This window comes from Escherichia sp. E10V5 (genome assembly GCF_004212315.1).
In the GTDB taxonomy this organism is placed as follows: domain Bacteria; phylum Pseudomonadota; class Gammaproteobacteria; order Enterobacterales; family Enterobacteriaceae; genus Escherichia.
Window position 1 is genome coordinate 45,755 of the sequence record NZ_RHJM01000037.1, and the last position, 23,759, is coordinate 69,513.

Sequence of the window (23,759 nt, forward strand, 5' to 3'; positions counted from 1 at the left end):
AACTTATCTTCCCAACCACGGCTGTGGATTGACCGCCTGACCCTGGCGGCGAATTTCGAAATAGAGTGAAGGCCGACCCTGACCACCACTGCTGCCCACCAGTGCAATTGGCTGGCCCGCGCGAACCTGCGAACCAACGCTCACCAGTGCGCTCTGATTATAGCCGTAAAGACTCATGTCGCCTTTACCGTGCTCAACCACCACCACCAGACCGTAGCCTTGCAGCCAGTCAGCCAGAATCACCCGACCGTCGGCAATCGCTTTAACTTCAGTACCTTCAGAGGCACCGATAACCATCCCTTTCCAGCGCAGTTCGCCTTGTAGCTGTTCGCCATAGCGATGCAGCGTTGGCCCGCGAACCGGCCAGAATGCCTGACCGCGCGGTGCGCCCAGACCACCAGTACGGGACATTAGCGATTTTTCGCTTTCGGTCGGTTTGTAGGTGGTGCCTTTACGCGTCGCTTCTTTCTGACGGTCGCGAACCGCCTGGGCTTCGCGCGCTTCACGTTCAGCACGCGCTTTCGCTGCCGCTTCTGCACGGGCAATGCTGTTACGCAGACGGGATTCGTTGGCACGCAGTTCACTTAGCTGCTGCTGACCTTGCTGGATGGAAGATTCCAGCCCCGCCAGCGTCTTTTTACGCTCGTTCAGCGCCTGAGTCAGTTTCGCCTGTTGGGCGCGCTGCTCATATAACAGCGTTTGTTGCTCGCTTTGTTTCTCTTCCAGTTCAGCACGCTGCATGGCGACTTCTTCACGCGTTTGCTTCAACTGGGCGATGGTTTCTTGTCGCGCCTGGTTGAGATAGCCGAAGTAAGCCTGCAATCGTTGACCGCGCTGGCTTTCTTCACCGCTGAGAATCAGCTGAATACCGGTATGTTCACCCTGACGGAACGCTGCATCCAGTTGCGCGGCGAGGCTGCGTTCCTGGGCGGCTTTTTGCTGCTCCAGTTTGGCAATCGACGCGTTCATCTCATCAATCTGTTTATTCAGTTGATTGAGCGTGTTTTGCGTTTCGCGCAGCTTGCGGGTGGCTTCGGAGATCGCCTCTTCCTGCTTTTTCAGCTGAGCAAGCAGGCTTGAGCGTTGTTGCTGCTGTTGGCGTACCGCGCGCTCTTTCGCGGCGATATCGGCCTGAATAGACTTGAGTTGGTCGCGGTCATCCGCGTGGGCGGAAAACGTGCACAACAATACGCCAGCGCTAAGAACGCTGGCGTAAATGATGGGCCTGACTGCAAACCTGCGCGGTTTCGTGGCCCGTGTCATGGTATTAATCGCCTTTCCCCTCATGGGGAGGGATTATTCCACGATGAACAGCGGCTTACCAGTCATCTCTTGCGGGATTTCCATCCCCATCAGCGACAACATGGTCGGTGCGATGTCAGAAAGCTTACCGCCTTCAACCGCTTTCACGTTCTTATCACCAACGTAAATCAGCGGAACTGGCAGGTTGGTGTGTGCTGTGTGTGCCTGACCCGTTGCCGGATCGCGCATCTGTTCAGCGTTACCGTGGTCAGCGGTGATCAGCAGTTGTCCACCCACGGACTCAACGGCTTTTGTCACTTCTTCAACACAGTGATCCAGCGCTTCTACCGCTTTAACCGCCGCTTCCATCACTCCGGTGTGACCTACCATGTCGCCGTTCGGATAGTTACAGATAATGGTGTCGTATTTGCCGCTCTTGATTGCCGCAACCAGTTTTTCGGTCAGCTCTGCGGAGCTCATTTCCGGCTGCAGGTCGTAGGTAGCGACTTTCGGCGAGTTGATCAGAATGCGGTCTTCGCCTTTGAACGACTCTTCTACACCACCGTTAAAGAAGAAAGTGACGTGAGCATATTTTTCAGTTTCGGAAATACGCAGCTGAGTTTTGTCGTTTTTCGCCATCCACTCGCCGAAGGTGTTAACCAGAGACGCCGGTGGGTAAGCCACTGCGGTTTTGATGTCGGCAGCGTATTCGGTCAGCATCACGAAATCGACGTTAACCACTTTCTTACGCGCGAAGCCGTCGAAATCAGCGTTCACGAACGCACGAGTAATTTCACGCGCACGGTCAGCACGGAAGTTCATGAAAATCAGCGCGTCGCCGTCTTCCATTGCTGCATCTGACTGGCCTTCTGCACGAATAACGGTCGCTTTCACGAACTCGTCGTTTTCGTCGCGAGCATAAGCAGCCTGCAAACCAGCAACGGCGGTATCGGCCTGGAATTCACCCTGCGCCAGAGTCAGCAGGTTATAAGCTTTTTCAACGCGATCCCAACGGTTGTCGCGGTCCATCGCGTAGTAACGGCCAATGATGGACGCTACGCGACCTTTGCCCAGTGCGGCAAATTTCTCTTCGAATTTTTTCAGCGAAGATTCAGCACTGCGCGGCGGAGTGTCGCGACCGTCAAGGAATGCGTGCAGGTAGATTTTTTCTGCACCGCGTTCAGCTGCCAGTTCTACCATCGCCATGATGTGATCTTCGTGGCTGTGTACGCCGCCTGCGGAGAGCAGACCCATAATGTGTACTGCTTTGCCTGCGTTTTTCGCTTTATCTACCGCACCAGTCAGTACCGGGTTAGCGAAGAAAGCGCGATCTTTGATTTCAACGTCCAGACGAGTCAGGTCCTGATACACGATGCGGCCGGCACCCAGGTTAACGTGGCCTACTTCGGAGTTACCCATCTGACGGTCAGGCAGACCGACTTCCAGACCGGAAGCGTCGATCAGGGTATGCGGACGATTGGCCCACAGTGCATCCATTACCGGGGTTTTAGCACTAAAAATGGCGTTATCCTGCTGTTCTTCGCGATAGCCATAGCCATCCAGAATCACCAGTACCATAGGTTTTTTAGAAACCAACATTGCGACAACCTCATACTCAAGAGTCAAAATTTGCGTAATTTTACTACAGCTGAATCGATAAAATAGCCTCTGAAGATCAAAATATACGACCGCTCGCGGCAAGCCGATGCCAGATTTGCGATTTTTTTTTCGTAGCGCCCCGCAAAATTGCATTCCAGTTAACGCGCTGGCTGTATTTGCCGCACTGCGCAGGTATACTCCTTTCCTGGTTTTTTTAATCACTACGTCGGGAGTTGTTACCCCCCATGCAAGAAATTATGCAATTTGTTGGCCGTCATCCCATACTGAGTATCGCCTGGATCGCGTTACTGGTGGCGGTTCTTGTCACTACGTTTAAGAGCCTGACCTCGAAAGTGAAGGTGATTACTCGTGGTGAAGCTACGCGTCTGATCAACAAAGAAGACGCTGTGGTTGTGGATTTACGTCAGCGTGATGACTTCCGTAAAGGCCATATCGCAGGTTCTATCAATCTGTTGCCGAGCGAAATCAAAGCCAACAATGTTGGTGAGCTTGAGAAGCACAAAGACAAACCGGTTATCGTGGTAGACGGTTCTGGCATGCAGTGCCAGGAGCCTGCAAGCGCGCTGACGAAAGCTGGTTTTGCGCAAGTATTCGTGCTGAAAGAAGGCGTCGCTGGCTGGGCTGGCGAAAACTTGCCTCTGGTGCGCGGCAAATAATTTACCTGTCGTCTTTCATGATGCAGGCCGTTAGCTGCAATTATGCCCCCAGCGACTTATTGTTATAAGCTTCTGGGGACACTCCATTTTGCTGCCGCCCTGCAACATGAAATTTCAGGGTAAAAAAACAGGAGCTAAGTTATGGCCAATGTTGAAATCTATACCAAAGAAACCTGCCCGTATTGCCATCGTGCAAAAGCACTGCTGAGCAGCAAGGGCGTGAGTTTTCAGGAGCTGCCGATCGATGGCAACGCCGCCAAGCGTGAAGAGATGATCAAACGCAGCGGTCGCACCACGGTTCCCCAGATTTTTATTGACGCACAGCACATTGGCGGCTGTGATGACTTGTATGCATTGGATGCACGTGGTGGACTGGATCCCCTGCTGAAATAACGTGTGAACGTTGGCATTACATTGCGCAGTATTTAAGGACAACACTTAAGGGTTTTCTACACATGTCAGAACAAAACAACACCGAAATGACTTTCCAGATCCAACGTATTTATACCAAGGATATTTCTTTCGAAGCGCCGAACGCGCCGCACGTTTTCCAGAAAGATTGGCAGCCAGAAGTTAAACTTGATCTGGATACGGCATCTTCTCAACTGGCAGATGACGTTTACGAAGTGGTACTGCGTGTTACCGTAACGGCATCTCTGGGCGAAGAAACTGCGTTCCTGTGTGAAGTTCAGCAGGGTGGTATTTTCTCCATCGCGGGTATTGAAGGCACCCAGCTGGCACATTGCCTGGGCGCATACTGCCCGAACATTCTGTTCCCGTATGCTCGTGAATGCATCACCAGCATGGTATCCCGCGGTACATTCCCGCAACTGAACCTTGCGCCGGTTAACTTCGATGCGCTGTTCATGAACTATTTGCAGCAGCAGGCTGGCGAAGGTACTGAAGAACATCAGGATGCCTGATGAACCAACGTAATGCTTCAATGACTGTGATCGGTGCCGGCTCGTACGGCACCGCTCTTGCCATCACCCTGGCAAGAAATGGCCACGAGGTTGTCCTCTGGGGCCATGACCCTCAACATATCGCAACGCTAGAACGCGACCGCTGTAACGCTGCGTTTCTCCCCGATGTGCCTTTTCCCGATACGCTCCATCTTGAAAGCGATCTCGCCACCGCGCTGGCAGCCAGCCGCAATATTCTCGTCGTCGTACCCAGCCATGTCTTTGGTGAAGTGCTACGCCAGATTAAACCGCTGATGCGTCCTGATGCGCGGCTGGTGTGGGCGACTAAAGGTCTGGAAGCGGAAACCGGGCGTCTGTTACAGGACGTGGCGCGTGAGGCGTTAGGCGATCAAATTCCGCTAGCGGTTATCTCTGGTCCAACATTTGCGAAAGAACTGGCGGCAGGTTTACCGACGGCTATTTCGCTGGCCTCTACCGACCAGACCTTCGCCGATGATCTCCAGCAGTTGCTGCACTGTGGCAAAAGTTTCCGCGTTTACAGCAACCCGGATTTCATTGGCGTGCAGCTTGGCGGCGCGGTGAAAAACGTCATTGCCATTGGCGCGGGGATGTCCGACGGTATCGGTTTTGGCGCAAATGCGCGTACGGCGCTGATCACCCGTGGACTGGCTGAAATGTCGCGTCTTGGTGCGGCGCTGGGTGCCGATCCTGCCACCTTTATGGGCATGGCGGGGCTGGGCGATCTGGTGCTTACCTGTACCGACAACCAGTCGCGTAACCGCCGTTTTGGCATGATGCTCGGTCAGGGCATGGATGTACAAAGCGCGCAGGAGAAGATTGGTCAGGTGGTGGAAGGCTACCGCAATACGAAAGAAGTCCGCGAGTTGGCGCATCGCTTCGGCGTTGAAATGCCAATAACCGAGGAAATTTATCAAGTATTATATTGCGGAAAAAACGCGCGCGAGGCAGCATTGACTTTACTAGGTCGTGCACGCAAGGACGAGCGCAGCAGCCACTAAACCCAGGGAACCTTTGTTACCGCTATGACCCGGCCCGCGCAGAACGGGCCGGTCATTATCTCATCGTGTGGAGTAAGCAATGTCGTGTGAAGAACTGGAAATTGTCTGGAACAATATTAAAGCTGAAGCCAGAACGCTGGCGGACTGTGAGCCAATGCTGGCCAGTTTTTACCACGCGACGCTACTCAAGCACGAAAACCTTGGCAGTGCCCTGAGCTACATGCTGGCGAACAAGCTGTCATCGCCAATCATGCCTGCCATTGCTATCCGCGAAGTGGTTGAAGAAGCCTACGCCGCCGACCCGGAAATGATCGCTTCTGCGGCCTGCGATATTCAGGCTGTGCGTACCCGCGACCCGGCAGTCGATAAATACTCAACCCCATTGTTATACCTGAAAGGTTTTCATGCCTTGCAGGCCTATCGCATCGGTCACTGGCTGTGGAATCAGGGCCGTCGTGCACTGGCTATTTTTCTGCAAAACCAGGTTTCTGTGACGTTCCAGGTTGATATTCACCCGGCAGCAAAAATTGGCCGTGGCATTATGCTCGACCACGCGACGGGCATCGTCGTTGGTGAAACGGCGGTGATTGAAAACGACGTGTCGATTCTGCAATCCGTCACCCTTGGCGGTACTGGGAAAACCAGCGGTGACCGTCACCCGAAAATTCGTGAAGGCGTGATGATTGGCGCGGGCGCGAAAATTCTCGGCAATATTGAAGTTGGGCGCGGCGCGAAGATTGGCGCAGGTTCCGTGGTGCTGCAACCGGTGCCGCCGCATACCACTGCCGCTGGCGTTCCGGCACGCATTGTCGGTAAACCAGACAGCGATAAGCCATCAATGGATATGGATCAGCATTTCAACGGTATTAACCATACGTTTGAGTATGGGGATGGGATCTGACGTCCTGTGATTGTGCCGGATGCGATGTAATCATCTATCCGGCATACAGTAACTAATCTCTCAACACCGCTCCCGGATACCCCAGCTGCCGCCAGGCTTCATACACCACTACCGACACGGCATTGGACAGGTTCATGCTGCGGCTGTCCGGCACCATTGGAATACGAATTTTTTGTTCAGCGGGCAGGGCATCAAGAATGCTCGCTGGCAGGCCGCGTGTTTCCGGGCCGAACATCAGATAGTCGCCATCCTGATAGCTTACGGCGCTATGTGCGGGCGTACCTTTTGTAGTGAGAGCAAACAGGCGCTGGGGATTTTCTGCTTCGAGGAACGCGCTGTAGTCATGATGACGCGTAACGGCGGTAAATTCGTGGTAGTCCAGCCCTGCGCGGCGTAGGCGCTTATCGTCCCAGGCAAATCCCATTGGTTCGATGATATGCAGACGAAAGCCGGTGTTAGCGCAAAGACGGATGATGTTGCCAGTATTTGGCGGAATTTCTGGTTCGTAAAGTACGATGTTTAGCATACTGCCCCCTTAGTGCGGGGGCAGGATAGCAGAAAATTGGTGAGCCGTGCGGCCTTTTCCCCTCACCCCGGACTGTGCATCCGAGAGAGGCAATTCAGTCTGAGGAATCACAAACAACGCCGTTCGGTCCCCGCTCCCTGAGGGAGAGGGTTAGGGGGCTCAAACGACTATGCCGCATTCCCTTTCGCCATCGGGGCCAGCGCCGCAGGCAACTCTTTACCCAGCCCCTGCACCAACGAATCTTGCGTAATTTCACTGATCGATTTCGCGCCCGTCAGCGTCATCGCCACTTTCATCTCTTTCTCAATCAGATTCAGCAGGTTAGCCACGCCCGCCTGGCCCGCTGTTGCCAGCGCATACAGGAAAGCACGACCCAGCAGTACGGTATCGGCACCGAGCGCAATCATACGCACGACATCAAGCCCGTTACGAATGCCGCTATCTGCCAGAATGGCGATATCACCTTTCACTGCATCTGCAATGGCAGGCAGTGCGCGGGCAGAAGAGAGCACGCCATCTAACTGACGACCGCCGTGGTTAGAAACCACAATCCCGTCAGCGCCAAAACGTACCGCATCACGGGCATCTTCTGGGTCGAGGATCCCTTTGATCACCATCGGGCCATCCCAGAAATCGCGGATCCACTCAAGGTCTTTCCAGGAGATGGACGGATCGAAGTTATTCCCCAGCCAGCCGATGTAATCTTCCAGTCCGGTCGGTTTGCCGAGATAAGCCGAGATATTACCTAAATCATGTGGACGACCGTTCAGGCCCACATCCCACGCCCATTGTGGGTGAGTCACCGCCTGCAAGTAGCGGCGCATTGCGGCGTTCGGGCCGCTCATACCCGAATGCGCATCACGGTAGCGTGCGCCCGGCGTTGGCATATCCACGGTGAAAACCAGCGTCGAACACCCCGCGGCTTTTGCTCGTTCCAGTGCGTTACGCATAAAACCGCGATCGCGCAGTACGTAAAGCTGGAACCACATTGGGCGCTTGATGGCGGGTGCGACTTCCTCAATCGGGCAAACGGAAACCGTTGAGAGAGTAAACGGAATGCCATGCGCATCCGCCGCTTTTGCGGCCTGAACTTCGCCGCGTCGCGCATACATGCCGCACAAGCCCACAGGAGCCAGCGCTACTGGCATCGACAATTTCTCATTAAACAGCGTCGTTTCCAGGCTTAAGTCGGACATGTTTTTCAGAATGCGCTGGCGCAGCGCCACTTCTGATAAATCTTCCATGTTACGACGCAGGGTATATTCAGAATATGCGCCGCCATCCATATAGTGGAACAGGAACGGCGGCAGAATGCGTTGTGCTGCGGCGCGATAATCGCTGGCTGCAGAAATAATCATGCGTTTTTCTCCCTCGAATGCTCATTATGCTCACCGGGCAGGCGGGTAATACGTGCACGGCGCGCCTGATCTTCATCGAATCTTTTCATGGTGCTGTGGACAAAACTGAGATGCGCCATCATCGCTTTACGCGCCCCGTCGGCATCACCGGCAAAAATGGCATCAATGACTGCCTGATGCTGCTCGGTCAGTTGTGAAAAAACGGGCGGCACGAGATACATCCGTTGACGGCTTTGCATCACCGAGGATTGCAGAACATCAAAGAAACCACGCATGGTTTGTAGCAGCACGATGTTATGCGAGGCTTCGGCAATCGCCAGATGGAAACGAACGTCCGCTTGTGAGGCGAGGTCCGGGTCTTCGCTGAGCGTTGCCTCAAAGCAAAGCTGAATTTTCTCTTTGTCACCAGGCGTGGCGCGCATCGCTGCATGCCATGCGGTGCTGGCTTCAATGGCGTAGCGGGCTTCCAGAATATCGAAACTGTAATCCGGATCATCGGCCATCAGCGTTTTCAGCGGCTGGACGATGTTTTGCTCCGACCACGCGTCATGACGCCAGCGCACAAATGTGCCACCACCGCGACGACTAAGAAGTACGCCTTCGCTCACCAGTTTTGCCAGCGCTTCGCGCAGTGAATTACGCGACACGCCGAGTTGCATCGCCAGTTGGCGTTCAGCGGGCAACTTCATGCCCGCCTCCAGCTGTTTTTCATCAATCAGCGCCCGCACACGGGAGGCAACCTCGTCTGACAGGCGTCTGGGTGTAGCAATCATTAAGGAATCATCCACGTTAAGACGTAAGCCTGAAGCGTGGTGATCACGCCGACCATGCAGGTGAATATCAGGCTGTGTTTGACGGTAAAGCGGAACAGGTCTGACTCTTTGCCAACCAGGCCTACCGCCGCACAGGCGATAGCGATGGATTGCGGGGAGATCATCTTCCCGGTAACACCGCCGGTGGTATTGGCGGCAACCAGCAACAGGTCAGAGACGCCAATTTGTTGTGCGGCCGTGGCTTGCAGAGCGGCAAACAGAGCGTTAGATGACGTATCCGACCCGGTCAGGAATACCCCCAGCCAGCCGAGGAACGGCGAGAAGAAGGTGAATGCATGACCGGTGTGCGCTAGTGCCAGCGCCAGTGTTGACGACAGCCCGGAATAGTTCGAGATAAAGGCGAACGCCAGCACCATACCGATGGAGTAGATGGGCAGCGCCAGTTCTTTCAGCGTGCTGCCGAAGGTGCTGAGAGCGTCAGACGGTTTCATCTTCAGCCAGACAACCGAGAGCAGCGCAGCAAACAGAATGGCGGTGCCAGTGGCGGAGAACCAGTCAAACTTAAACACGGCGGCGTAGGCTGTAGCCTCGCTGACCACCGGCGGCATACGTGCAACCAGTTTGTCGAGATACGGTACCGGAATGTTGATCACCCATTCATACAGCGCGCCGCCCGAAGCGAACAGAGCTTTAAATGGCGGGATACTCCAAAGTGTTACGGTGGCGGTCAGGAACAGGAACGGTGTCCAGGCACGCAGCACCTGACCCGCCGTGTAACCTGTGTGAGCCAGCGTCATATCAACCTGCGATGCACCCAGATCGCCGAAGCGGAAAACGCGTACTGGCTGCCAGCGTTTGAGGAACAGTGTCAGGCAGAGCAGCGATACCAGCGAAGAGATAATGTCCGGCAGTTCCGGCCCAATGAAGTTGGAGCTGAGATACTGTGCGATGGCAAACGAACCACCTGCAACCACGACCGCAGGCCACGTCTCTTTAATACCGCGCCAGCCGTCCATAATCGCCATGATCCAGAACAGGACGATAATGGTCATAAACGGTAGCTGACGACCCACCATCTGGCCGATCTCAAAGCTGTCGATGCCCGTTACCTGTCCGGCAACCAGAATTGGAATACCCATCGCACCAAATGCCACTGGCGCGGTGTTAACAATCAGGCACAGTCCGGCGGCGTACAGAGGTTTAAAGCCCAGGCCGACCAGCAATGCGGCGGTGATCGCCACCGGTGCGCCGAAGCCTGCAGCCCCTTCGAGAAATGCGCCGAAACAGAAACCGACGATCAGCATTTGCAGACGCTGGTCTGGGGTTATCGAAAGAATCGACGAGCGGATAATGTCAAACTGTCCGGTTTTCACCGAGATCTTATAGACGAACACCGCCGCAATAATGATCCACGCGATGGGCCACAAACCGTAGAAGAAGCCATAAGCCACCGAGGCCAGCGCGTTGGCGACCGGCATTTTATAGAACAGCAAAGCCACGGCCAGGGCGATGGCAACCGTCCAGGTGGCGGCGACGTATCCTTTCAGTTTGAGCTTAATCAGCGCAAAGAAGAAAAACAGGATGGGAAGCGATGCTATCAGGCTGGAAAGCCAGATATTCCCGGCGGGATCATAGTTTTGTTGCCAGAGATTCATTGCAGGTCTCCTGGAGTCCACGCACATCGTGTAATGAGTCTGTTGCTCATCTCCGTGTCACACGTTGTGTAAAAGTGGTACTGCCAATTTTGTTGTGTAGGGATAATGACAATGAATGGTTAACTAAATGTTATTTATTGGCAACGTTAATGTGAGTTTTAATTGGGAAAATGTGAACCAGAGGTCAGATAAGCGAAGAATTGGTAGGGCCAATTTTTTGGCGAAGGGAGATGTCTGGTAAAGAAAAGGGCAATCCTCATCAGAGAATTGCCCTTAGATTGTTGACCCGGTGCGCCTTATCTTGCCGGAATATTCGGCCTACAGGAATGTGCAGAATCACCCTGTAGGCCTGATGCGCGTAACGCATCAGGCAATTTGGCGTTTACCCATTCGTTAATGGATGATTACCACTGAATACCGGCACCGAGTGCGGCGGAGTATTCACCCTGGCTATTGGTACTACCTTGTAATTTGTAGACCCAACGACCATTGGCGCTCACCATCGACACACCTAAAGCAACAGCTGATTCACCGTTGTAAGTACCGCCACCAATAGAGGCCATGCTGGCACCCGGAGTGTAAGCCTGCGGCAGGCCGGTCATCGCCATTGCAGAAGCGATACCACCACTCAGCTTGCTTTCAGTTTTGGACAGTTTGTTATCCATCTCAACCATGCGCTGATCGGTGTATTGCTTCGTTTCCTGCACGCTTTGCTTCAACTGCGCGTAGTTCACCGCGTCGTTGTTGTTCACGCCAGCGGAAACGTTGCTGATGCGAGTCGTACCGCCGTTGCCACCACCGAGGGTGATGTTGCTGTAGTCGATAGAACCATCAGCTTTGGTGTCGTAACGCACACCGCCTGCTTCAGAAGACTTCAACTGCGCAACGTTAACCGCGTCAGTCGCGTTTTTACCTGCGGCAACGTTAGTAATACGGCGTTGATTAGTGGAAGAACCTACGGAAATCGTATTTTCCTCGTTTGCCACGGAACCCGTACCCAGTGCGACGCTGTTGTCAGCGGCAGCAATGGAACCAGAGCCAATTGCGACGCTATCTTTACCCTGCGCGTTAGCATCGACGCCATCGGTATTGGTCTTGAAGTACTTGGTGCTACCGGTGGTCACGATGTCGCCAATACCGTTTTCGATATTAGTAACGCGAGTATCCAGATTAGTGACCTGATTGTTCAGGTTAGTAATGCTCTGGGTATTCTGGGAAACCTGCGCGTCTGTTACTTTCAACTGACCCACGTTAACCGCATCAGTATCAGCCGAACCTGCTGCGACGTTGGTGATCTGGCGTTGACCGTCTTCACTGCCGACAGAGAACTCACCGACAGAGTTTTGCGGAGCGTCCATGTTATAGGCGGTGTAGCCAGTCTGCGCACCACGGGTAGTCTGAGAACCATTACCCATCGCAATACTGTTGGCATGGTTTGCACGCGCGTTGCTACCGATAGCAATACCGTTGATCGCATCTGCCAGCACCAGAGTGTTCAGGCCGATACCAATGCCAGCATTACCGTTAACGATAGTTTTCGCACCCATTGCCAGCGAGTCTTCACCGACTGCCAGTGAATCTTCAGCCGTTGAGTTAGCGTGGAAGTATTTGGTCGGCGTGGTAGCGACTGCACCAATGGCATTCTGCAACTGGCGAACCGTAACGGCGTCATGGGCTTCGGAACCATCGGCTACGTTGATGATTTGACGATATTTACCGTCATCACCAATTGACAATGCGCCGAGTAATTCACCGTCAGTGGTGTCGTAGCCAATCTCTACGCCATTTTCCGTTACGCTGGTGTTACGAGAACCTTTAACAATCACACGGTCGGAAACAGAGCTGCTACCCAGTGCGATACCCGTATCAACTTCGCTGCTGCTGTCCTGACCAATAGCTACGCTGCTATCACCAGAGGCAACAGCGTTATAACCCACTGCGGTAGCACCAATGCCAGAGGCGCTGGCGTCGTTGAACGCTAAGCCGCTGTCGTTAGTACGCACATAGTTAATGCCCGCACCGTTGTTTTCGATGTACTTCGTGTCAGTATTTCCGGCAAGCTGATTGATGATTTGGCTATTTTGCTCGATCAGCAGGTTAGCGGCATTCAGTTGGGAACCATTGACGGCGTCAGTGCTGCCCGCTTCAATCAGACCATCAGCCACATTGGTGATTACACTGGCTTTGCCTTCATGGTTGGCGCTGTAGGCACCCGCAGCGTCATCCCACAACAGGGCATTATCATCGAGCGCATCCAGAGCTTCACCGACGTTGTTGTAATCGGTATTTGCAATGGTGTAAGTCGGCGCAGTGATAGAACCGTCAGAGTTGACTTCTGCATCTCCACCCAGGGCATCAGCAATGTACTTATTGGTGTCGTAGAGTTGCGAACCGTTAATGGCATCGCTGCTGGTATCAGAAATTGCACCGTCTGCGACATTAGTAATAATGCTGGCCGTTTTATCTATCCCGCGACCGGCGCTAAATGCACCTTGACCGTTATTTGCTGTTGCATCCCACAGCAGAGCATCATCGAGAGTGGTGTCGATTGCGTTCAGGGCATCACCGACGTTGTTGTACTCGGCATTCGCAATGGTGTAACTCGGCGCAGTGATGGTGCCATCAGCGTTAACTTCTGCGTCACCACCCAGCGCATCGGCAATGTACTTGTTGGTGTCGTAGAGTTGCGAACCGTTAATGGCATCGCTGCTGGTATCAGAAATTACACCATCTGCGACGTAAGTAATGACGCTGTCGGTACCACCGTGTTTGGCGCTGAATTTTTTGGCGGCAGTATCCCAGAGCAGAGCATCACCGAGCGAATCGGTAAATGACGAGTTAATGGCTGCCAGAGCATCACCGACGTTAGTGTAGGCATTATTACCAATAGTGTAGGTTGGTCCGGTTAATACGCCCGTATCGCTGATATCGGCACCACCGCCAAGATAAGTCGTGAAGGAATCAGCTAAACCATAAAGCTGGCTACCATTAATGGCATCGAAGCTGTTGGAAGAAACTGTGCCAGCCAGTACGTTGGTGATTTTGCTGGTGGCATCGGTACCGTGTGCGGCGCTAAATGCACCAGCATTTGAATTAGCGGTCGCATCCCACAACAGGGCGTCATTATCCAGAGCAGTAAGAGCTGCGCCAACGTTGGTGTATTCATTGCCGCCAATATTATATTTAGGGCCGGTAAATACGCCGGTATCACTCATTGTTGCGCCACCGCCCAAATAGGACGTAATGGTGCTTGCCGTACTCTGAAGTTGTGAACCGTTAATGGCATCGGTGCTGGTGGTAGAAACAGTGCCTGCCAGTACGTTGGTGATTTTGCTGGTGGCATCGGTGCCGTGCGCGGCGCTGAATGCATTTTTAGCATCATTCCACAGCAGGGCATCATCCTTAAGGTCACCAACGGAATTCGTCAGGTTGGAGATGTTGGTGGTGTTGGTTGCAATACTTGCCGTATTCGTGGCAATGTTGCTGGTATTAGTAGCGATATTGGTGGTATTGGCCTCGACATCGTCATTGGTAGCTTTCAGCTGAGAACCGTTAACCGCATCCGTACTGGTAGCAGAAATAGTGCCGGCTTTAACGTTGGTGATGATGCTGGTGGCATCTGTACCATGTGCCGCACTATATCCCTTTTTAAGGGAGTCCCATTGTATCGTATTATTGTTTAGATCCGCTAAGGCGTCGCCAACATTGCCATAAATACCATTTTTCAGTCTGTAATTCGGGGAAGTAACGACGCCTTGCGAATTGACGGTAGCTCCCCCACCAAGATGGTCCGCTACTGACTTACTGATAGCATAAAGCTGTGATCCATTGATAGCATCAGTACTGTCAGTGCTGATATTACCTGCTGCCATATTGACAATTTGTCGCTGAACTGTTGTGTTCCCCACAGAGACGGAATTCTCTTCAGTCGCTACAGAACCAGCGCCCAGAGCAACGGAATTTTTCCCTTGAGCACTGGCTTGACCACCAATTGCAATGCCATTTTCTAAACCGGCATAACTATCTTGTCCAATAGCAATAGAATTTGCACCGCCTGTGGTACTACCATTACCCAGCGCGATAGCATTTACGCCGTCAGCTTTATTCCCCTGACCGATGGCAATTGCACCAGCAGCTACGGCCTGGCTTTGATTACCCAGAGCAATCGTGTTATCGGCATCTGCAATACCCCCAAAGCCCAACGCGATACTATTAAGCCCATTTGCCTGCGCTTTGGTACCAACGGCCGTCGCATTTTCAGCGGCTTTGCTCTCAGCGCCCATAGAAATTGCGTTTGCGGCGCTGGCGGTGGATAGTCTGCCGAATGCGAGGCCGTCGTCACCGTTTGCTACGCTATATTCACCCATTGCAATGGATTTGGCACCTCTAGCCTCAGCGTGAAAACCTGATGCGAGACTGGATAGGCCAAGTGCTTTGCTGTAATAGCCTAGAGCGACAGCGTTATCTGCATCGGTAGTGGCATATACCCCCATAGATATAGCAAAGCCGGCATTTGCAGTTGCATTGGATGAGGCTCCCATAGCAATAGAGCGGTTGCCATCGGATTTTGCTTTTACCCCCAAAGCCAGAGAGGAATCACCATTCGATTGACTGTATGAGCCGATTGCTGTGCTCCACAGTCCAAGTGCTTTAGCATAATAACCGAGTGCTGCTGATGCACCATTGGTATTTGTATATGAATTAGCGATAGCTCCATAACCAATTGCAATCCAACCAGTACCACTGTCGTAGTGGTTACTGTCACCAGTATCATTACCGGCATTTGCTAACGCCCCAAACGACGACAACAGCCCACCAGCAACCAGTGCAGAAATTAACAGCTTACTGCGTCCGCTCTTCTTGCCACGACTCTTCGCCGTTTCGCTGGCAACGCTGTAACTGCCCGTCGCCGGATTCCAGATAACTTTAAATATTTTGTTCATTATTGATGCTCTCTATTCCTTGATATAAGCGCAGAAGCTGCATTTATTTTTTGCTTTTTCGCTGCTGATATGCAGCAGAGTGAAGGTCGTCGAACTGAAGGTTTGCCATATTGATGGCGAGCTTCAGGTATTTAAGATTATTAGGAGATACGCCTTTCAGCGTCAGGTTAATGTCTTGCCATTGACCTGGTAATAATTTCAGCGAGGAGTTCATTGAGGTGCTGAAAAGTAATTGCTGCCATTTTGCTAAGTCTTTAGCATCGGCAGGTTTTTCGTTGCCCCAGGTGGCATGAAAACCAATATTGGATACGGGAACGCTTAATAAGTTGACCAGTGAAATACGAATAACGCTGCCATTTTCTACGGCGTCAATAGACAGTATGCGTCCTGCTAGACCGACTGAGCCGTTATTTAAAATGAAGTATTGTGTTTGTGTCGGGTTAAATTCAGTGAAGACAAACTCATTCTGCTTGTCCTTGACTGATTTCACGACGCCAGCAAGCGTTTTGGTACTGTTTATGATGCTATTTTGTTGTTTTTCAAAAAGTTCAATTTTGCTTTTATATTGTTCTTGCTGTTTTTTTAGCGCGTCTATTTGACTTTGTTGCAATGCTTGCTGCCTGGTGAACTCGTCGATTGAGTTTACTTTTTCAATATAGTCACACCCCGTTAATGCACAGAGTGACGATATCGTTAACACGTTTAATAGTGCTTTTTTTATGCTCATGGGATGAATTCCTTTTCATAATCCTGATGCGTTGGAAACTACGGTATAGTTATTTTTTGTGTGAATGATTTAATATTTTATATTCACAATAAAAATGAATGAGAGAGTTTTTAATTAATGGGCATTGAGAGTGTATTATTAAATGTCAAATTGTTTTAGTTTGTCGATGATAATGAGTAAATCGCGCGAAGTTTAATGATCGGTGTCAATCAATGTCAAATGTTTAATGGAGTAAAAGCGAGGAAGGTAAGAAGTTAATATTTGTATGGTGGATGTTTTGATAAAATAAATGTGATGATGGTTGGAAAATATAAATAATTAAGCATTAATACACGAATAATCATATTTAATATTTATATATAGTGCTTTTATTACGCAGAATATTTTCAGAATTTAGCCTGTGACAATGAGGCAAGCGAGCGGGCAACATTGAACATGCGATGTTAAGAATGTTAACGATATTCGGTATCTGAAACCAGCTCCTGCATGTGTCAGCAGGAGCGAGTAAAAATAGAGGAAGCGGTGATTACATTGATCAGAAGGCAGTCTTTGAGAACCCGGTCATCTCTTCCAGGCCCATTTCACGGCCCAGTGCGGTCATCGGGTGCACAACGACCAGCCCGCGAACGCTCTTCTTCAGCTTGCCCATATCAGCTTGCTCTTTTTTCGTAATCGCACGCTGGAATGGCATCTTCATCAGCTTTTGCGCTTCTTTACTGAGTTTCTGGCTATGAACTTCGCGCAGACGCGCAATTTCAGCTTCCAGCGTGGCTTTCTCTTTTTCCAGCTCGGCATATTTGTCTGCGGCTTCAACCAGTGACAGATCGGCTTGCTGATGGCGGATGGCGTCCAGGCGATCGCTGAGACGTTTGATTTCGTTTTTTTCGACTTCTTTCATTTGATGGCTTCTGATAAAGATAAATTTATAGTCCCTAGTATGCGCGACCAGGCACTTTGTTCACAACTGATGACATTGTAATAGTTCTTCCTTGCAACCAGTTACATGCTCAAAAACCATGTAACATTTTGATTTGTAGTAAAATTAAAAGAAAAAGATAACCAGTGAGGGTGAACATTGAGGAATAAGCACGTTTTCCTTAATGCCATCTTGACCTGGATCCTAAACTAAAATTGGCGGCCGCGCATTCCCGGCGCGGGGTAATACGGAGATATTATCATGGGCAAATTAGGTGAAAACGTTCCGCATCTGATCGACAAAGCCGTAGATTTTATGGCATCAAGCCAGGCGTTCCGGGAGTATCTGAAAAAGCTTCCTCCCCGCGACGCTATTCCGTCCGGTATACCTGAGGATAGCGTGCCGTTATATCTGCAACGTCTGGAGTATTATCGTCGGCTTTATCGGCCGAAGCAGGTTGAGAAGCAGTAATCGCTTACTTTTGAAAGGCTTTTTTTAAGCTGATTTTGGAAATCAGCTCTGTCAGTGAAAGGACCATTGTTGAACGCACAGCTTGTTGGTAACGCTGAATTTGCATCGCATACAAACTGGAATCCGTTGGTTCAAATTGTGGCGGCGGTGGGATCGCCGCCACGCAGTGCAGCTCGCCAAATGGCCCAATAATTTCATCATCGGTAAAGGCATACTCGTTACCGTCGTGATTCAGCTCTTCACGCAGCGCCATCAAGAGTTCCGCATCTTCATATTCGTTGCGGCTAATCACGCCAAGCCCATAAATCAGCTTTAAGCGCACGGAAAGGTCGCCCAGCGGACCATCGCCGTCGAGTAACGGTTCTACAGCATACTTCACCGCGTAATCGTCTTTGCGGAATACCTGAAGCACCAGAAGATTCACCGCCTCGGTCAGGAGATCAACGGCGGTGATCAAAAAGCTTCGCACGGTTTTGCCAGCATTCAGACGCTCAAGCACACGGTTTTCAAAGGCCTGGGTTTGTTCCATTGTTGCCTGCATATCTGACAATCTGTTGTTCAGGCGCAGGGTTTTCTGCGCCTGGTCTACCATTATTTTGCGTTATAAGCCGTGACTGCTTCGGCGACTACCTCGCTGTTAGCATCAAGCCCGGAAATTTGCGCCAGCGCTTCCTGCGGGCCTTTCTCGGTAATCAGTGCCGCCAGTTCCTGCGCCTGCGGATCATCTTCACTACGGAAATGCATCGCGGCGGCGATACCTTCAATCAGGTTTTTGTGCGGCAAACCGTACTCCAGCGTACCCAACAGCGGTTTTACCAAACGATCGCCAGCGCTCAGTTTACGCAGCGGCTGACGCCCTACACGCTCCACATCATCCTTCAGATACGGATTTTCAAAACGACCGAGGATTTTCTGGATGTATGCTGCATGTTTGTCAGCATCAAAGCCATAGCGCTTGATCAGTACAGCGCCGCTTTCTTCCATCGCACCTTTTACCACTGCACGGATTTTCTCGTCGAGAATTGCATCACGAATGGTCTGATGGCCCGCCAGTTTTCCGAGGTACGCGGTTATAGCATGACCTGTGTTCAGGGTGAAGAGTTTACGCTCGACAAATGCCATCAGGTTGTCTGTTAATTCCATACCTGGGATGTTCGGCAGTGTGCCTTTGAACTGGGTTTTATCGACAATCCATTCGCTGAAGGTTTCTACAGTGACTTCCAGCGGATCGTTAGTTGCAGAAGCGGAAGGCGGTACGATGCGGTCAACGGCGGAATCGACAAAGCCAACATGCTCTTCTACCCACGCTTTGGCATCTTCCGGCAGGGCGTTCATCACATGGCCTTTCAGTTGCGTGGTTCCGCGTACCATGTTTTCACAGGCGATGATGTTCAGCGGGGATTCATTACCTTGTTCTTTACGTTTCACCAGCCCTTTAGCGATGGCAGGAGCTATACGTTCCAGCACGACCGGGCCAACGGCGGTAGTGACTAAATCAACCTGAGCAATCAGATCAACAACATCATCACCAATGCTGCTGACGGCATTTACACCGGAAACGGTATCCACCTGCTCGGTTTCGCCGACCACATGAACCTGATAGCTATGACGGGCATTCAGGGCATCAAGCACCACCTGATTTACATCGGCAAACGTCAGTTGGATACCCGCGTCCGCCAGCAGTTTACCGATAAAGCCACGACCGATATTACCTGCGCCAAAATGTAATGCTTTCATAGTATTAACCTTCATCAATGTTTTTACCCGAGAGGGCTGGGGTGAGGCATTTCCCTCACCCAAACCCTCTCCGTGAGGAGAGGGGCAGCGCCGGATGCGGCGTAAACGCCTTATCCGGCCTACAAGAACGTGCAAATTCAACAAACTGCGCTTTGTTTTGTAGGCCTGATAAGCGAAGCGCATCAGGCAATCAGCCCCACCTTCTCCATGTGGAGAGGGTGGGATTGGATTACTTACGACCTGTCAGCAGTTCCAGCACTTCATCCACGCTGGTAGTGTGTGCCAGACGCTCGATGACGGACTCATCATCCAGGGCGTTGGTCAGGCTGGTGATAACCTGAATGTGCTCGTTGTTACGGGCTGCAATACCAATCACCAGACGGGCAATGTCATCTTCTTCTTCACCGAAGCGCACGCCTTCCGGGTACTGGCAGAACACGACGCCCGTTTTCAGCACGCGATCTTTCGCTTCAACCGTACCGTGCGGCACGGCGATAGACTCACCCAGGTAAGTCGGGGTCAGTTTTTCACGGTCCAGCATCGCCTGTACGTATTCCGGCTCAACATAACCGCCTTTCACCAGCTGCTCGCCAGCAAAACGAATCGCTTCTTCTTTGGTGGCCGCTTTGCGACCGAGGAAGATGTTTTCCGCGCCGAGCTTGAACAGGTTGGCATTAGAATCGTCAAAGCTGTCTTTCAGGCTGTCTTTTACTTTCACTTCGTTTTCAGTATGACGCTGGGCAGCAACCAGACGTTCAGTCAGGCTGGTGTACAGGCCGCTATCGAGGAAGTTAGTCAGCGAAATATGTTGTGCCTGCGGAACCTGGCGCATAGCGCGTTCGGTCAGATCACGGTGAGTGATGACCAGGTCCACATCCGGCGGTAGGTTGTTGATCGCGCTGTTGGTAACTGAAATCTGCGACAGACCCGCATCCTGAATTTTCTTCCGCAGCACACCTGCGCCCATCGCACTGGAACCCATACCGGCGTCACAGGCAACGATGATTTTACGTACGTGGCTCAGGTCGTTAGTCACATCGCCAGCAGACAGCGGAGACGCGCCTTTAGACTCAGCTTTCATTTCCTGAACGCGACGTGCTGCAGCTTCAATATCATCTTCTTCTTTTACTTTGCTGGTTTTCAGCAAAATAGCAGAGACAACGAAGGACACAGCCATCGCCGCACACACACCTGCGATGTTAGCGAAATAAGCACCTTTTGGCGTCATCGCCAGTACCGCGAGGATAGAACCCGGAGATGCCGGAGAAACCAAACCACCGCCCAGAATAGTCAGCGTGAACACGCCAGTCATACCGCCGAGGATAACGGCCAGAATCAGACGCGGATTCATCAACACATACGGGAAGTAAATTTCGTGGATACCACCCAGGAAGTGGATGATTGCCGCACCGCCCGCAGACTGTTTAGCGCTACCACGACCAAAGAACATGTACGCCAGCAGAACACCCATACCCGGACCCGGGTTAGCTTCAATCAGGAAGAAGATGGATTTACCCAGTTCATGGGACTGCTGAATACCCAGCGGCGAGAAGATACCGTGGTTAATGGCGTTGTTGAGGAACAGGATTTTCGCTGGCTCAACAAAGATGGACGCCAGCGGCAGCATGTCATGGACAACCATGAAGTTAACGCCCGCAGCCAGCATTTTGGACAGGGCTTCAACCAGCGGACCGATCCCCATGAATGCCAGAATAGCGAGGATCATCCCCATGATACCGGCAGAGAAGTTGTTCACCAGCATCTCAAAACCGGATTTGATTTTACCGTCTACCCAGCGGTCGAAATGCTTAATGCACCAGCCACCCAGCGGACCTGCAATCATAGAACCGAGGAACATCGGCATATCTGCGCCGACGATAACGCCCATGGTGGTGATGGCACCGACTACGCCGCCACGTTCGCCGCCTACCAGCTTACCACCGGTATAACCGATCAGCAGCGGCAGGAGATAGGTGATCATCGGCCCGACCAGCTTCGCCAGCGTTTCGTTCGGTAACCACCCTGTTGGAATAAATAACGCGGTGATGATACCCCACGCGATAAACGCGCCGATATTCGGCATCACCATGTTGCTGAGGAAACGACCAAAGCTTTGCACTTTGATCTTAATATCGGATGACATAAAAACACCCCTTCTTATGTTTGCTGTCGCGCAGGCTGGAAGCCCGAGGTTTTTTGTTAATGTGGCGGCAGAGGTAGCCGGACCTTGTAGATACTGCGAAATCTGGCACTGAATCGGTTAACTGTCCAGTTGATAGCCTTTTGTGTGATGTCAATCACATAAATATAGGGGGTAGAGAGGTAATTGACGTGATGTTCATCACAAAACTCTTGTGTAAAAAAGCAACAAGACGGCGATTTTCGCTAAAAATGGCATTTAAATGTGAGTAACGTCACATTTTTGTTTTGACGGTTTGTTGAATCTTTGTGATCTAAATCACAAGATATTTTCTCACGGCGTTCACCTGATGTGATCTACAGCATGTTATGCCTTAGTCATAAAATCGTTATGTAACTAAGCAACTCATCGCTTCTTAAAATTATTCTTCGGTGTGATGGCGAGAATCGCAAACCCGGATTATTGTCAAATAATCAGCCCGACGCGTATCTGGCTGCCAGCCCATAACAACTCTGATAAGCGTGAATTCGAGGCAGCTATGTTTCTAAACTATTTCGCGTTGGGAGTGCTGATCTTCGTCTTTCTGGTGATTTTTTATGGAATCATCGCGATACATGACATCCCCTATCTGATTGCCAAAAAGCGCAACCATCCTCATGCCGATGCCATTCATACCGCAGGGTGGGTCAGCTTGTTTACGCTCCACATTATCTGGCCGTTCCTGTGGATCTGGGCCACGCTTTACCAACCGGAACGCGGCTGGGGGATGCAGTCGCATATTACGCCGCAAGAGAGGGCGCCTGACCCGGACATCGCTGCGCTTTCTGACCGTATCTCCCGGCTGGAACATCAACTCGCCGCCGAGAAAAAACCTGACTACTCCACGTTTCCGGAGATCTAATCATGGATCTGTTGATTGTCTTAACTTACGTGGCGCTGGCGTGGGCAGTATTTAAAATCTTCCGCATTCCGGTGAATCAGTGGACGCTGGCGACGGCGGCGCTCGGCGGTGTGTTTTTGGTGAGTGGTTTGATTTTACTGATGAATTATAACCATCCCTACACTTTTACGGCGCAAAAGGCGGTGATAGCTATCCCTATCACGCCACAGGTGACGGGGATCGTGACTGAAGTCACCGATAAAAATAATCAGCTTATTCAGAAGGGCGAGGTGCTTTTTAAGCTCGACCCGGTACGTTACCAGGCGCGAGTAGACAGACTTCAGGCTGATCTGATGACGGCGACGCATAACATCAAAACGCTGCGGGCGCAGCTCACTGAAGCGCAGGCTAACACCACTCAGGTTTCAGCGGAGCGCGATCGGCTGTTTAAAAATTATCAACGCTACCTGAAAGGTAGCCAGGCGGCGGTGAATCCGTTCTCGGAACGTGACATCGACGATGCGCGGCAAAATTTCCTCGCGCAGGATGCGTTAGTGAAAGGCTCGGTGGCGGAGCAGGCGCAGATCCAGAGCCAGCTCGACAGCATGGTCAACGGTGAGCAATCGCAGATTGTGAGCTTAAGAGCGCAACTTACTGAAGCAAAATATAACCTTGAGCAGACCGTCATTCGCGCGCCAAGCAATGGCTACGTTACTCAGGTACTGATCCGCCCAGGTACATACGCAGCTGCCTTGCCGCTGCGTCCGGTTATGGTTTTCATCCCTGAGCAAAAACGGCAAATTGTCGCCCAATTTCGGCAAAACTCGCTGTTACGTCTGAAACCCGGCGATGATGCGGAAGTGGTGTTTAACGCGCTGCCTGGGCAGGTGTTCCACGGCAAACTGACCAGTATTTTACCTGTCGTGCCTGGCGGCTCGTATCAGGCGCAGGGGGTACTGCAATCATTAACGGTCGTGCCCGGCACAGACGGTGTGCTGGGAACCATTGAACTGGACCCTAACGATGATATCGATGCCTTACCCGACGGCATCTACGCCCAGGTGGCAGTTTACTCCGACCATTTCAGCCATGTTTCGGTGATGCGGAAGGTACTGCTAAGAATGACCAGTTGGATGCATTATCTTTATTTGGATCATTGAGGGGGGAGGGGGCAGGGCAAGATTACGAAAGTCCGCTCCCCGCAAGGACTGACGCCAGATAGTTTCTGTCCATAGCTGCTTTTCGCATTTTACGTCTTAACCCTGCCTTGAA

General features: G+C 51.8%; 21 protein-coding genes. 8 read left to right on the forward strand and 13 right to left on the reverse strand.

What is annotated here, in order from left to right; genetic code table 11:
- Positions 1-3: 3 nt before the first annotated feature.
- On the reverse strand, positions 4-1,263 hold the full coding sequence (gene envC, locus D9738_RS21855) for a murein hydrolase activator EnvC (protein WP_001626259.1): 1,260 nt from the start codon (positions 1,261-1,263) through the stop codon (positions 4-6).
- Positions 1,264-1,296: 33 nt separating this feature from the next.
- Complete coding sequence (gpmM, locus tag D9738_RS21860) at positions 1,297-2,841, reverse strand: 2,3-bisphosphoglycerate-independent phosphoglycerate mutase (protein WP_130261177.1); 1,545 nt, start codon at positions 2,839-2,841, stop codon at positions 1,297-1,299.
- Between the two features lie 245 nt (positions 2,842-3,086).
- Here gpmM and D9738_RS21870 point away from each other — a divergent pair, with 245 nt between their 5' ends.
- From D9738_RS21870 to cysE, 5 genes are all read left to right on the forward strand, one after another.
- Positions 3,087-3,518, forward strand: coding sequence for a rhodanese-like domain-containing protein (locus D9738_RS21870; protein ID WP_130261178.1), 432 nt, complete (start codon positions 3,087-3,089; stop codon positions 3,516-3,518).
- Between the two features lie 141 nt (positions 3,519-3,659).
- Complete coding sequence (gene grxC / locus D9738_RS21875; RefSeq protein WP_000024392.1) at positions 3,660-3,911, forward strand: glutaredoxin 3; 252 nt, start codon at positions 3,660-3,662, stop codon at positions 3,909-3,911.
- A gap of 62 nt (positions 3,912-3,973) precedes the next feature.
- Positions 3,974-4,441 (forward strand): protein-export chaperone SecB, encoded by a 468-nt coding sequence (gene secB, locus D9738_RS21880; RefSeq protein WP_130206686.1) that lies wholly within the window; start codon positions 3,974-3,976, stop codon positions 4,439-4,441.
- Positions 4,441-5,460 (forward strand): NAD(P)H-dependent glycerol-3-phosphate dehydrogenase, encoded by a 1,020-nt coding sequence (gpsA, locus tag D9738_RS21885; RefSeq protein WP_105289412.1) that lies wholly within the window; start codon positions 4,441-4,443, stop codon positions 5,458-5,460. Before secB ends, gpsA begins: the two co-directional genes overlap by 1 nt.
- Before the next feature lie 79 nt (positions 5,461-5,539).
- Positions 5,540-6,361, forward strand: coding sequence for a serine O-acetyltransferase (gene cysE / locus D9738_RS21890; protein WP_001277565.1), 822 nt, complete (start codon positions 5,540-5,542; stop codon positions 6,359-6,361).
- Positions 6,362-6,413: 52 nt separating this feature from the next.
- Here the strand turns inward: cysE and trmL are convergent, their stop codons facing one another.
- The 7 genes from trmL to D9738_RS21925 all read right to left on the reverse strand — a co-directional run bounded on the left by trmL (position 6,414) and on the right by D9738_RS21925 (position 17,241).
- Positions 6,414-6,887, reverse strand: a complete 474-nt coding sequence (gene trmL / locus D9738_RS21895; RefSeq protein WP_000932351.1) for a tRNA (uridine(34)/cytosine(34)/5-carboxymethylaminomethyluridine(34)-2'-O)-methyltransferase TrmL — start codon at positions 6,885-6,887, stop codon at positions 6,414-6,416.
- 167 nt (positions 6,888-7,054) lie between these two features.
- The gene (lldD, locus tag D9738_RS21900) at positions 7,055-8,245 is read right to left on the reverse strand and encodes a quinone-dependent L-lactate dehydrogenase (protein ID WP_130206682.1); all 1,191 of its coding nucleotides are present in this window, start codon (positions 8,243-8,245) and stop codon (positions 7,055-7,057) included.
- The gene (gene lldR / locus D9738_RS21905) at positions 8,242-9,018 is read right to left on the reverse strand and encodes a transcriptional regulator LldR (RefSeq protein ID WP_130261179.1); all 777 of its coding nucleotides are present in this window, start codon (positions 9,016-9,018) and stop codon (positions 8,242-8,244) included. The genes lldD and lldR overlap by 4 nt, the downstream gene beginning before the upstream one ends.
- Positions 9,018-10,673: an L-lactate permease gene (gene lldP, locus D9738_RS21910; protein WP_130261180.1), complete on the reverse strand. Its 1,656-nt coding sequence runs from the start codon at positions 10,671-10,673 to the stop codon at positions 9,018-9,020. The genes lldR and lldP overlap by 1 nt, the downstream gene beginning before the upstream one ends.
- A 404-nt stretch (positions 10,674-11,077) precedes the next feature.
- Positions 11,078-15,616: a YadA-like family protein gene (locus tag D9738_RS21915; RefSeq protein ID WP_130261181.1), complete on the reverse strand. Its 4,539-nt coding sequence runs from the start codon at positions 15,614-15,616 to the stop codon at positions 11,078-11,080.
- Positions 15,617-15,659: 43 nt separating this feature from the next.
- The gene (locus D9738_RS21920) at positions 15,660-16,343 is read right to left on the reverse strand and encodes a DUF3251 domain-containing protein (protein ID WP_130206676.1); all 684 of its coding nucleotides are present in this window, start codon (positions 16,341-16,343) and stop codon (positions 15,660-15,662) included.
- A gap of 535 nt (positions 16,344-16,878) precedes the next feature.
- On the reverse strand, positions 16,879-17,241 hold the full coding sequence (locus D9738_RS21925; protein ID WP_000665676.1) for a YibL family ribosome-associated protein: 363 nt from the start codon (positions 17,239-17,241) through the stop codon (positions 16,879-16,881).
- A 279-nt stretch (positions 17,242-17,520) separates the two neighbouring features.
- Here D9738_RS21925 and yibT point away from each other — a divergent pair, with 279 nt between their 5' ends.
- Positions 17,521-17,730 carry a protein YibT gene (gene yibT / locus D9738_RS21930; RefSeq protein WP_130206674.1) on the forward strand — a complete coding sequence of 70 codons (210 nt, stop codon included), beginning with the start codon at positions 17,521-17,523 and terminating at the stop codon, positions 17,728-17,730.
- Positions 17,731-17,734: 4 nt separating this feature from the next.
- Here the strand turns inward: yibT and mtlR are convergent, their stop codons facing one another.
- The 3 genes from mtlR to mtlA form a co-directional block, all read right to left on the reverse strand.
- On the reverse strand, positions 17,735-18,322 hold the full coding sequence (mtlR, locus tag D9738_RS21935) for a mannitol operon repressor MtlR (protein WP_130206672.1): 588 nt from the start codon (positions 18,320-18,322) through the stop codon (positions 17,735-17,737).
- Positions 18,322-19,467, reverse strand: coding sequence for a mannitol-1-phosphate 5-dehydrogenase (gene mtlD, locus D9738_RS21940; protein WP_130206670.1), 1,146 nt, complete (start codon positions 19,465-19,467; stop codon positions 18,322-18,324). The genes mtlR and mtlD overlap by 1 nt, the downstream gene beginning before the upstream one ends.
- Before the next feature lie 229 nt (positions 19,468-19,696).
- Positions 19,697-21,610: a PTS mannitol transporter subunit IICBA gene (gene mtlA, locus D9738_RS21945; protein ID WP_130261182.1), complete on the reverse strand. Its 1,914-nt coding sequence runs from the start codon at positions 21,608-21,610 to the stop codon at positions 19,697-19,699.
- A gap of 535 nt (positions 21,611-22,145) precedes the next feature.
- On the opposite strand from mtlA, the gene D9738_RS21950 reads away from it, so the two are divergent.
- Positions 22,146-22,508, forward strand: a complete 363-nt coding sequence (locus tag D9738_RS21950) for a DUF3302 domain-containing protein (RefSeq protein WP_130206666.1) — start codon at positions 22,146-22,148, stop codon at positions 22,506-22,508.
- A 2-nt stretch (positions 22,509-22,510) separates the two neighbouring features.
- Positions 22,511-23,647, forward strand: a complete 1,137-nt coding sequence (locus D9738_RS21955) for an HlyD family secretion protein (protein WP_000364939.1) — start codon at positions 22,511-22,513, stop codon at positions 23,645-23,647.
- 22 nt (positions 23,648-23,669) lie between these two features.
- On the opposite strand, the gene D9738_RS25285 is transcribed toward D9738_RS21955, so the two are convergent.
- A partial coding sequence (locus D9738_RS25285) for a hypothetical protein (protein WP_033560790.1) occupies positions 23,670-23,759 on the reverse strand: 90 nt, incomplete at its 5' end.

Excerpts from the sequence above, each read along its gene's own strand:
- D9738_RS21870 (WP_130261178.1), top strand. The coding sequence starts at position 3,087 with ATGCAAGAAATTATGCAATTTGTTGGCCGTCATCCCATACTGAGTATC.
- D9738_RS21925 (WP_000665676.1), bottom strand. The coding sequence starts at position 17,241 with ATGAAAGAAGTCGAAAAAAACGAAATCAAACGTCTCAGCGATCGCCTG.
- cysE (WP_001277565.1), top strand. The coding sequence starts at position 5,540 with ATGTCGTGTGAAGAACTGGAAATTGTCTGGAACAATATTAAAGCTGAA.
- gpsA (WP_105289412.1), top strand. The coding sequence starts at position 4,441 with ATGAACCAACGTAATGCTTCAATGACTGTGATCGGTGCCGGCTCGTAC.
- lldP (WP_130261180.1), bottom strand. The coding sequence starts at position 10,673 with ATGAATCTCTGGCAACAAAACTATGATCCCGCCGGGAATATCTGGCTT.
- lldR (WP_130261179.1), bottom strand. The coding sequence starts at position 9,018 with ATGATTGCTACACCCAGACGCCTGTCAGACGAGGTTGCCTCCCGTGTG.
- D9738_RS21920 (WP_130206676.1), bottom strand. The coding sequence starts at position 16,343 with ATGAGCATAAAAAAAGCACTATTAAACGTGTTAACGATATCGTCACTC.
- secB (WP_130206686.1), top strand. The coding sequence starts at position 3,974 with ATGTCAGAACAAAACAACACCGAAATGACTTTCCAGATCCAACGTATT.
- mtlR (WP_130206672.1), bottom strand. The coding sequence starts at position 18,322 with ATGGTAGACCAGGCGCAGAAAACCCTGCGCCTGAACAACAGATTGTCA.
- gpmM (WP_130261177.1), bottom strand. The coding sequence starts at position 2,841 with ATGTTGGTTTCTAAAAAACCTATGGTACTGGTGATTCTGGATGGCTAT.
- lldD (WP_130206682.1), bottom strand. The coding sequence starts at position 8,245 with ATGATTATTTCTGCAGCCAGCGATTATCGCGCCGCAGCACAACGCATT.
- mtlA (WP_130261182.1), bottom strand. The coding sequence starts at position 21,610 with ATGTCATCCGATATTAAGATCAAAGTGCAAAGCTTTGGTCGTTTCCTC.
- envC (WP_001626259.1), bottom strand. The coding sequence starts at position 1,263 with ATGACACGGGCCACGAAACCGCGCAGGTTTGCAGTCAGGCCCATCATT.
- grxC (WP_000024392.1), top strand. The coding sequence starts at position 3,660 with ATGGCCAATGTTGAAATCTATACCAAAGAAACCTGCCCGTATTGCCAT.
- D9738_RS21955 (WP_000364939.1), top strand. The coding sequence starts at position 22,511 with ATGGATCTGTTGATTGTCTTAACTTACGTGGCGCTGGCGTGGGCAGTA.
- D9738_RS21950 (WP_130206666.1), top strand. The coding sequence starts at position 22,146 with ATGTTTCTAAACTATTTCGCGTTGGGAGTGCTGATCTTCGTCTTTCTG.
- D9738_RS21915 (WP_130261181.1), bottom strand. The coding sequence starts at position 15,616 with ATGAACAAAATATTTAAAGTTATCTGGAATCCGGCGACGGGCAGTTAC.
- trmL (WP_000932351.1), bottom strand. The coding sequence starts at position 6,887 with ATGCTAAACATCGTACTTTACGAACCAGAAATTCCGCCAAATACTGGC.
- mtlD (WP_130206670.1), bottom strand. The coding sequence starts at position 19,467 with ATGAAAGCATTACATTTTGGCGCAGGTAATATCGGTCGTGGCTTTATC.
- yibT (WP_130206674.1), top strand. The coding sequence starts at position 17,521 with ATGGGCAAATTAGGTGAAAACGTTCCGCATCTGATCGACAAAGCCGTA.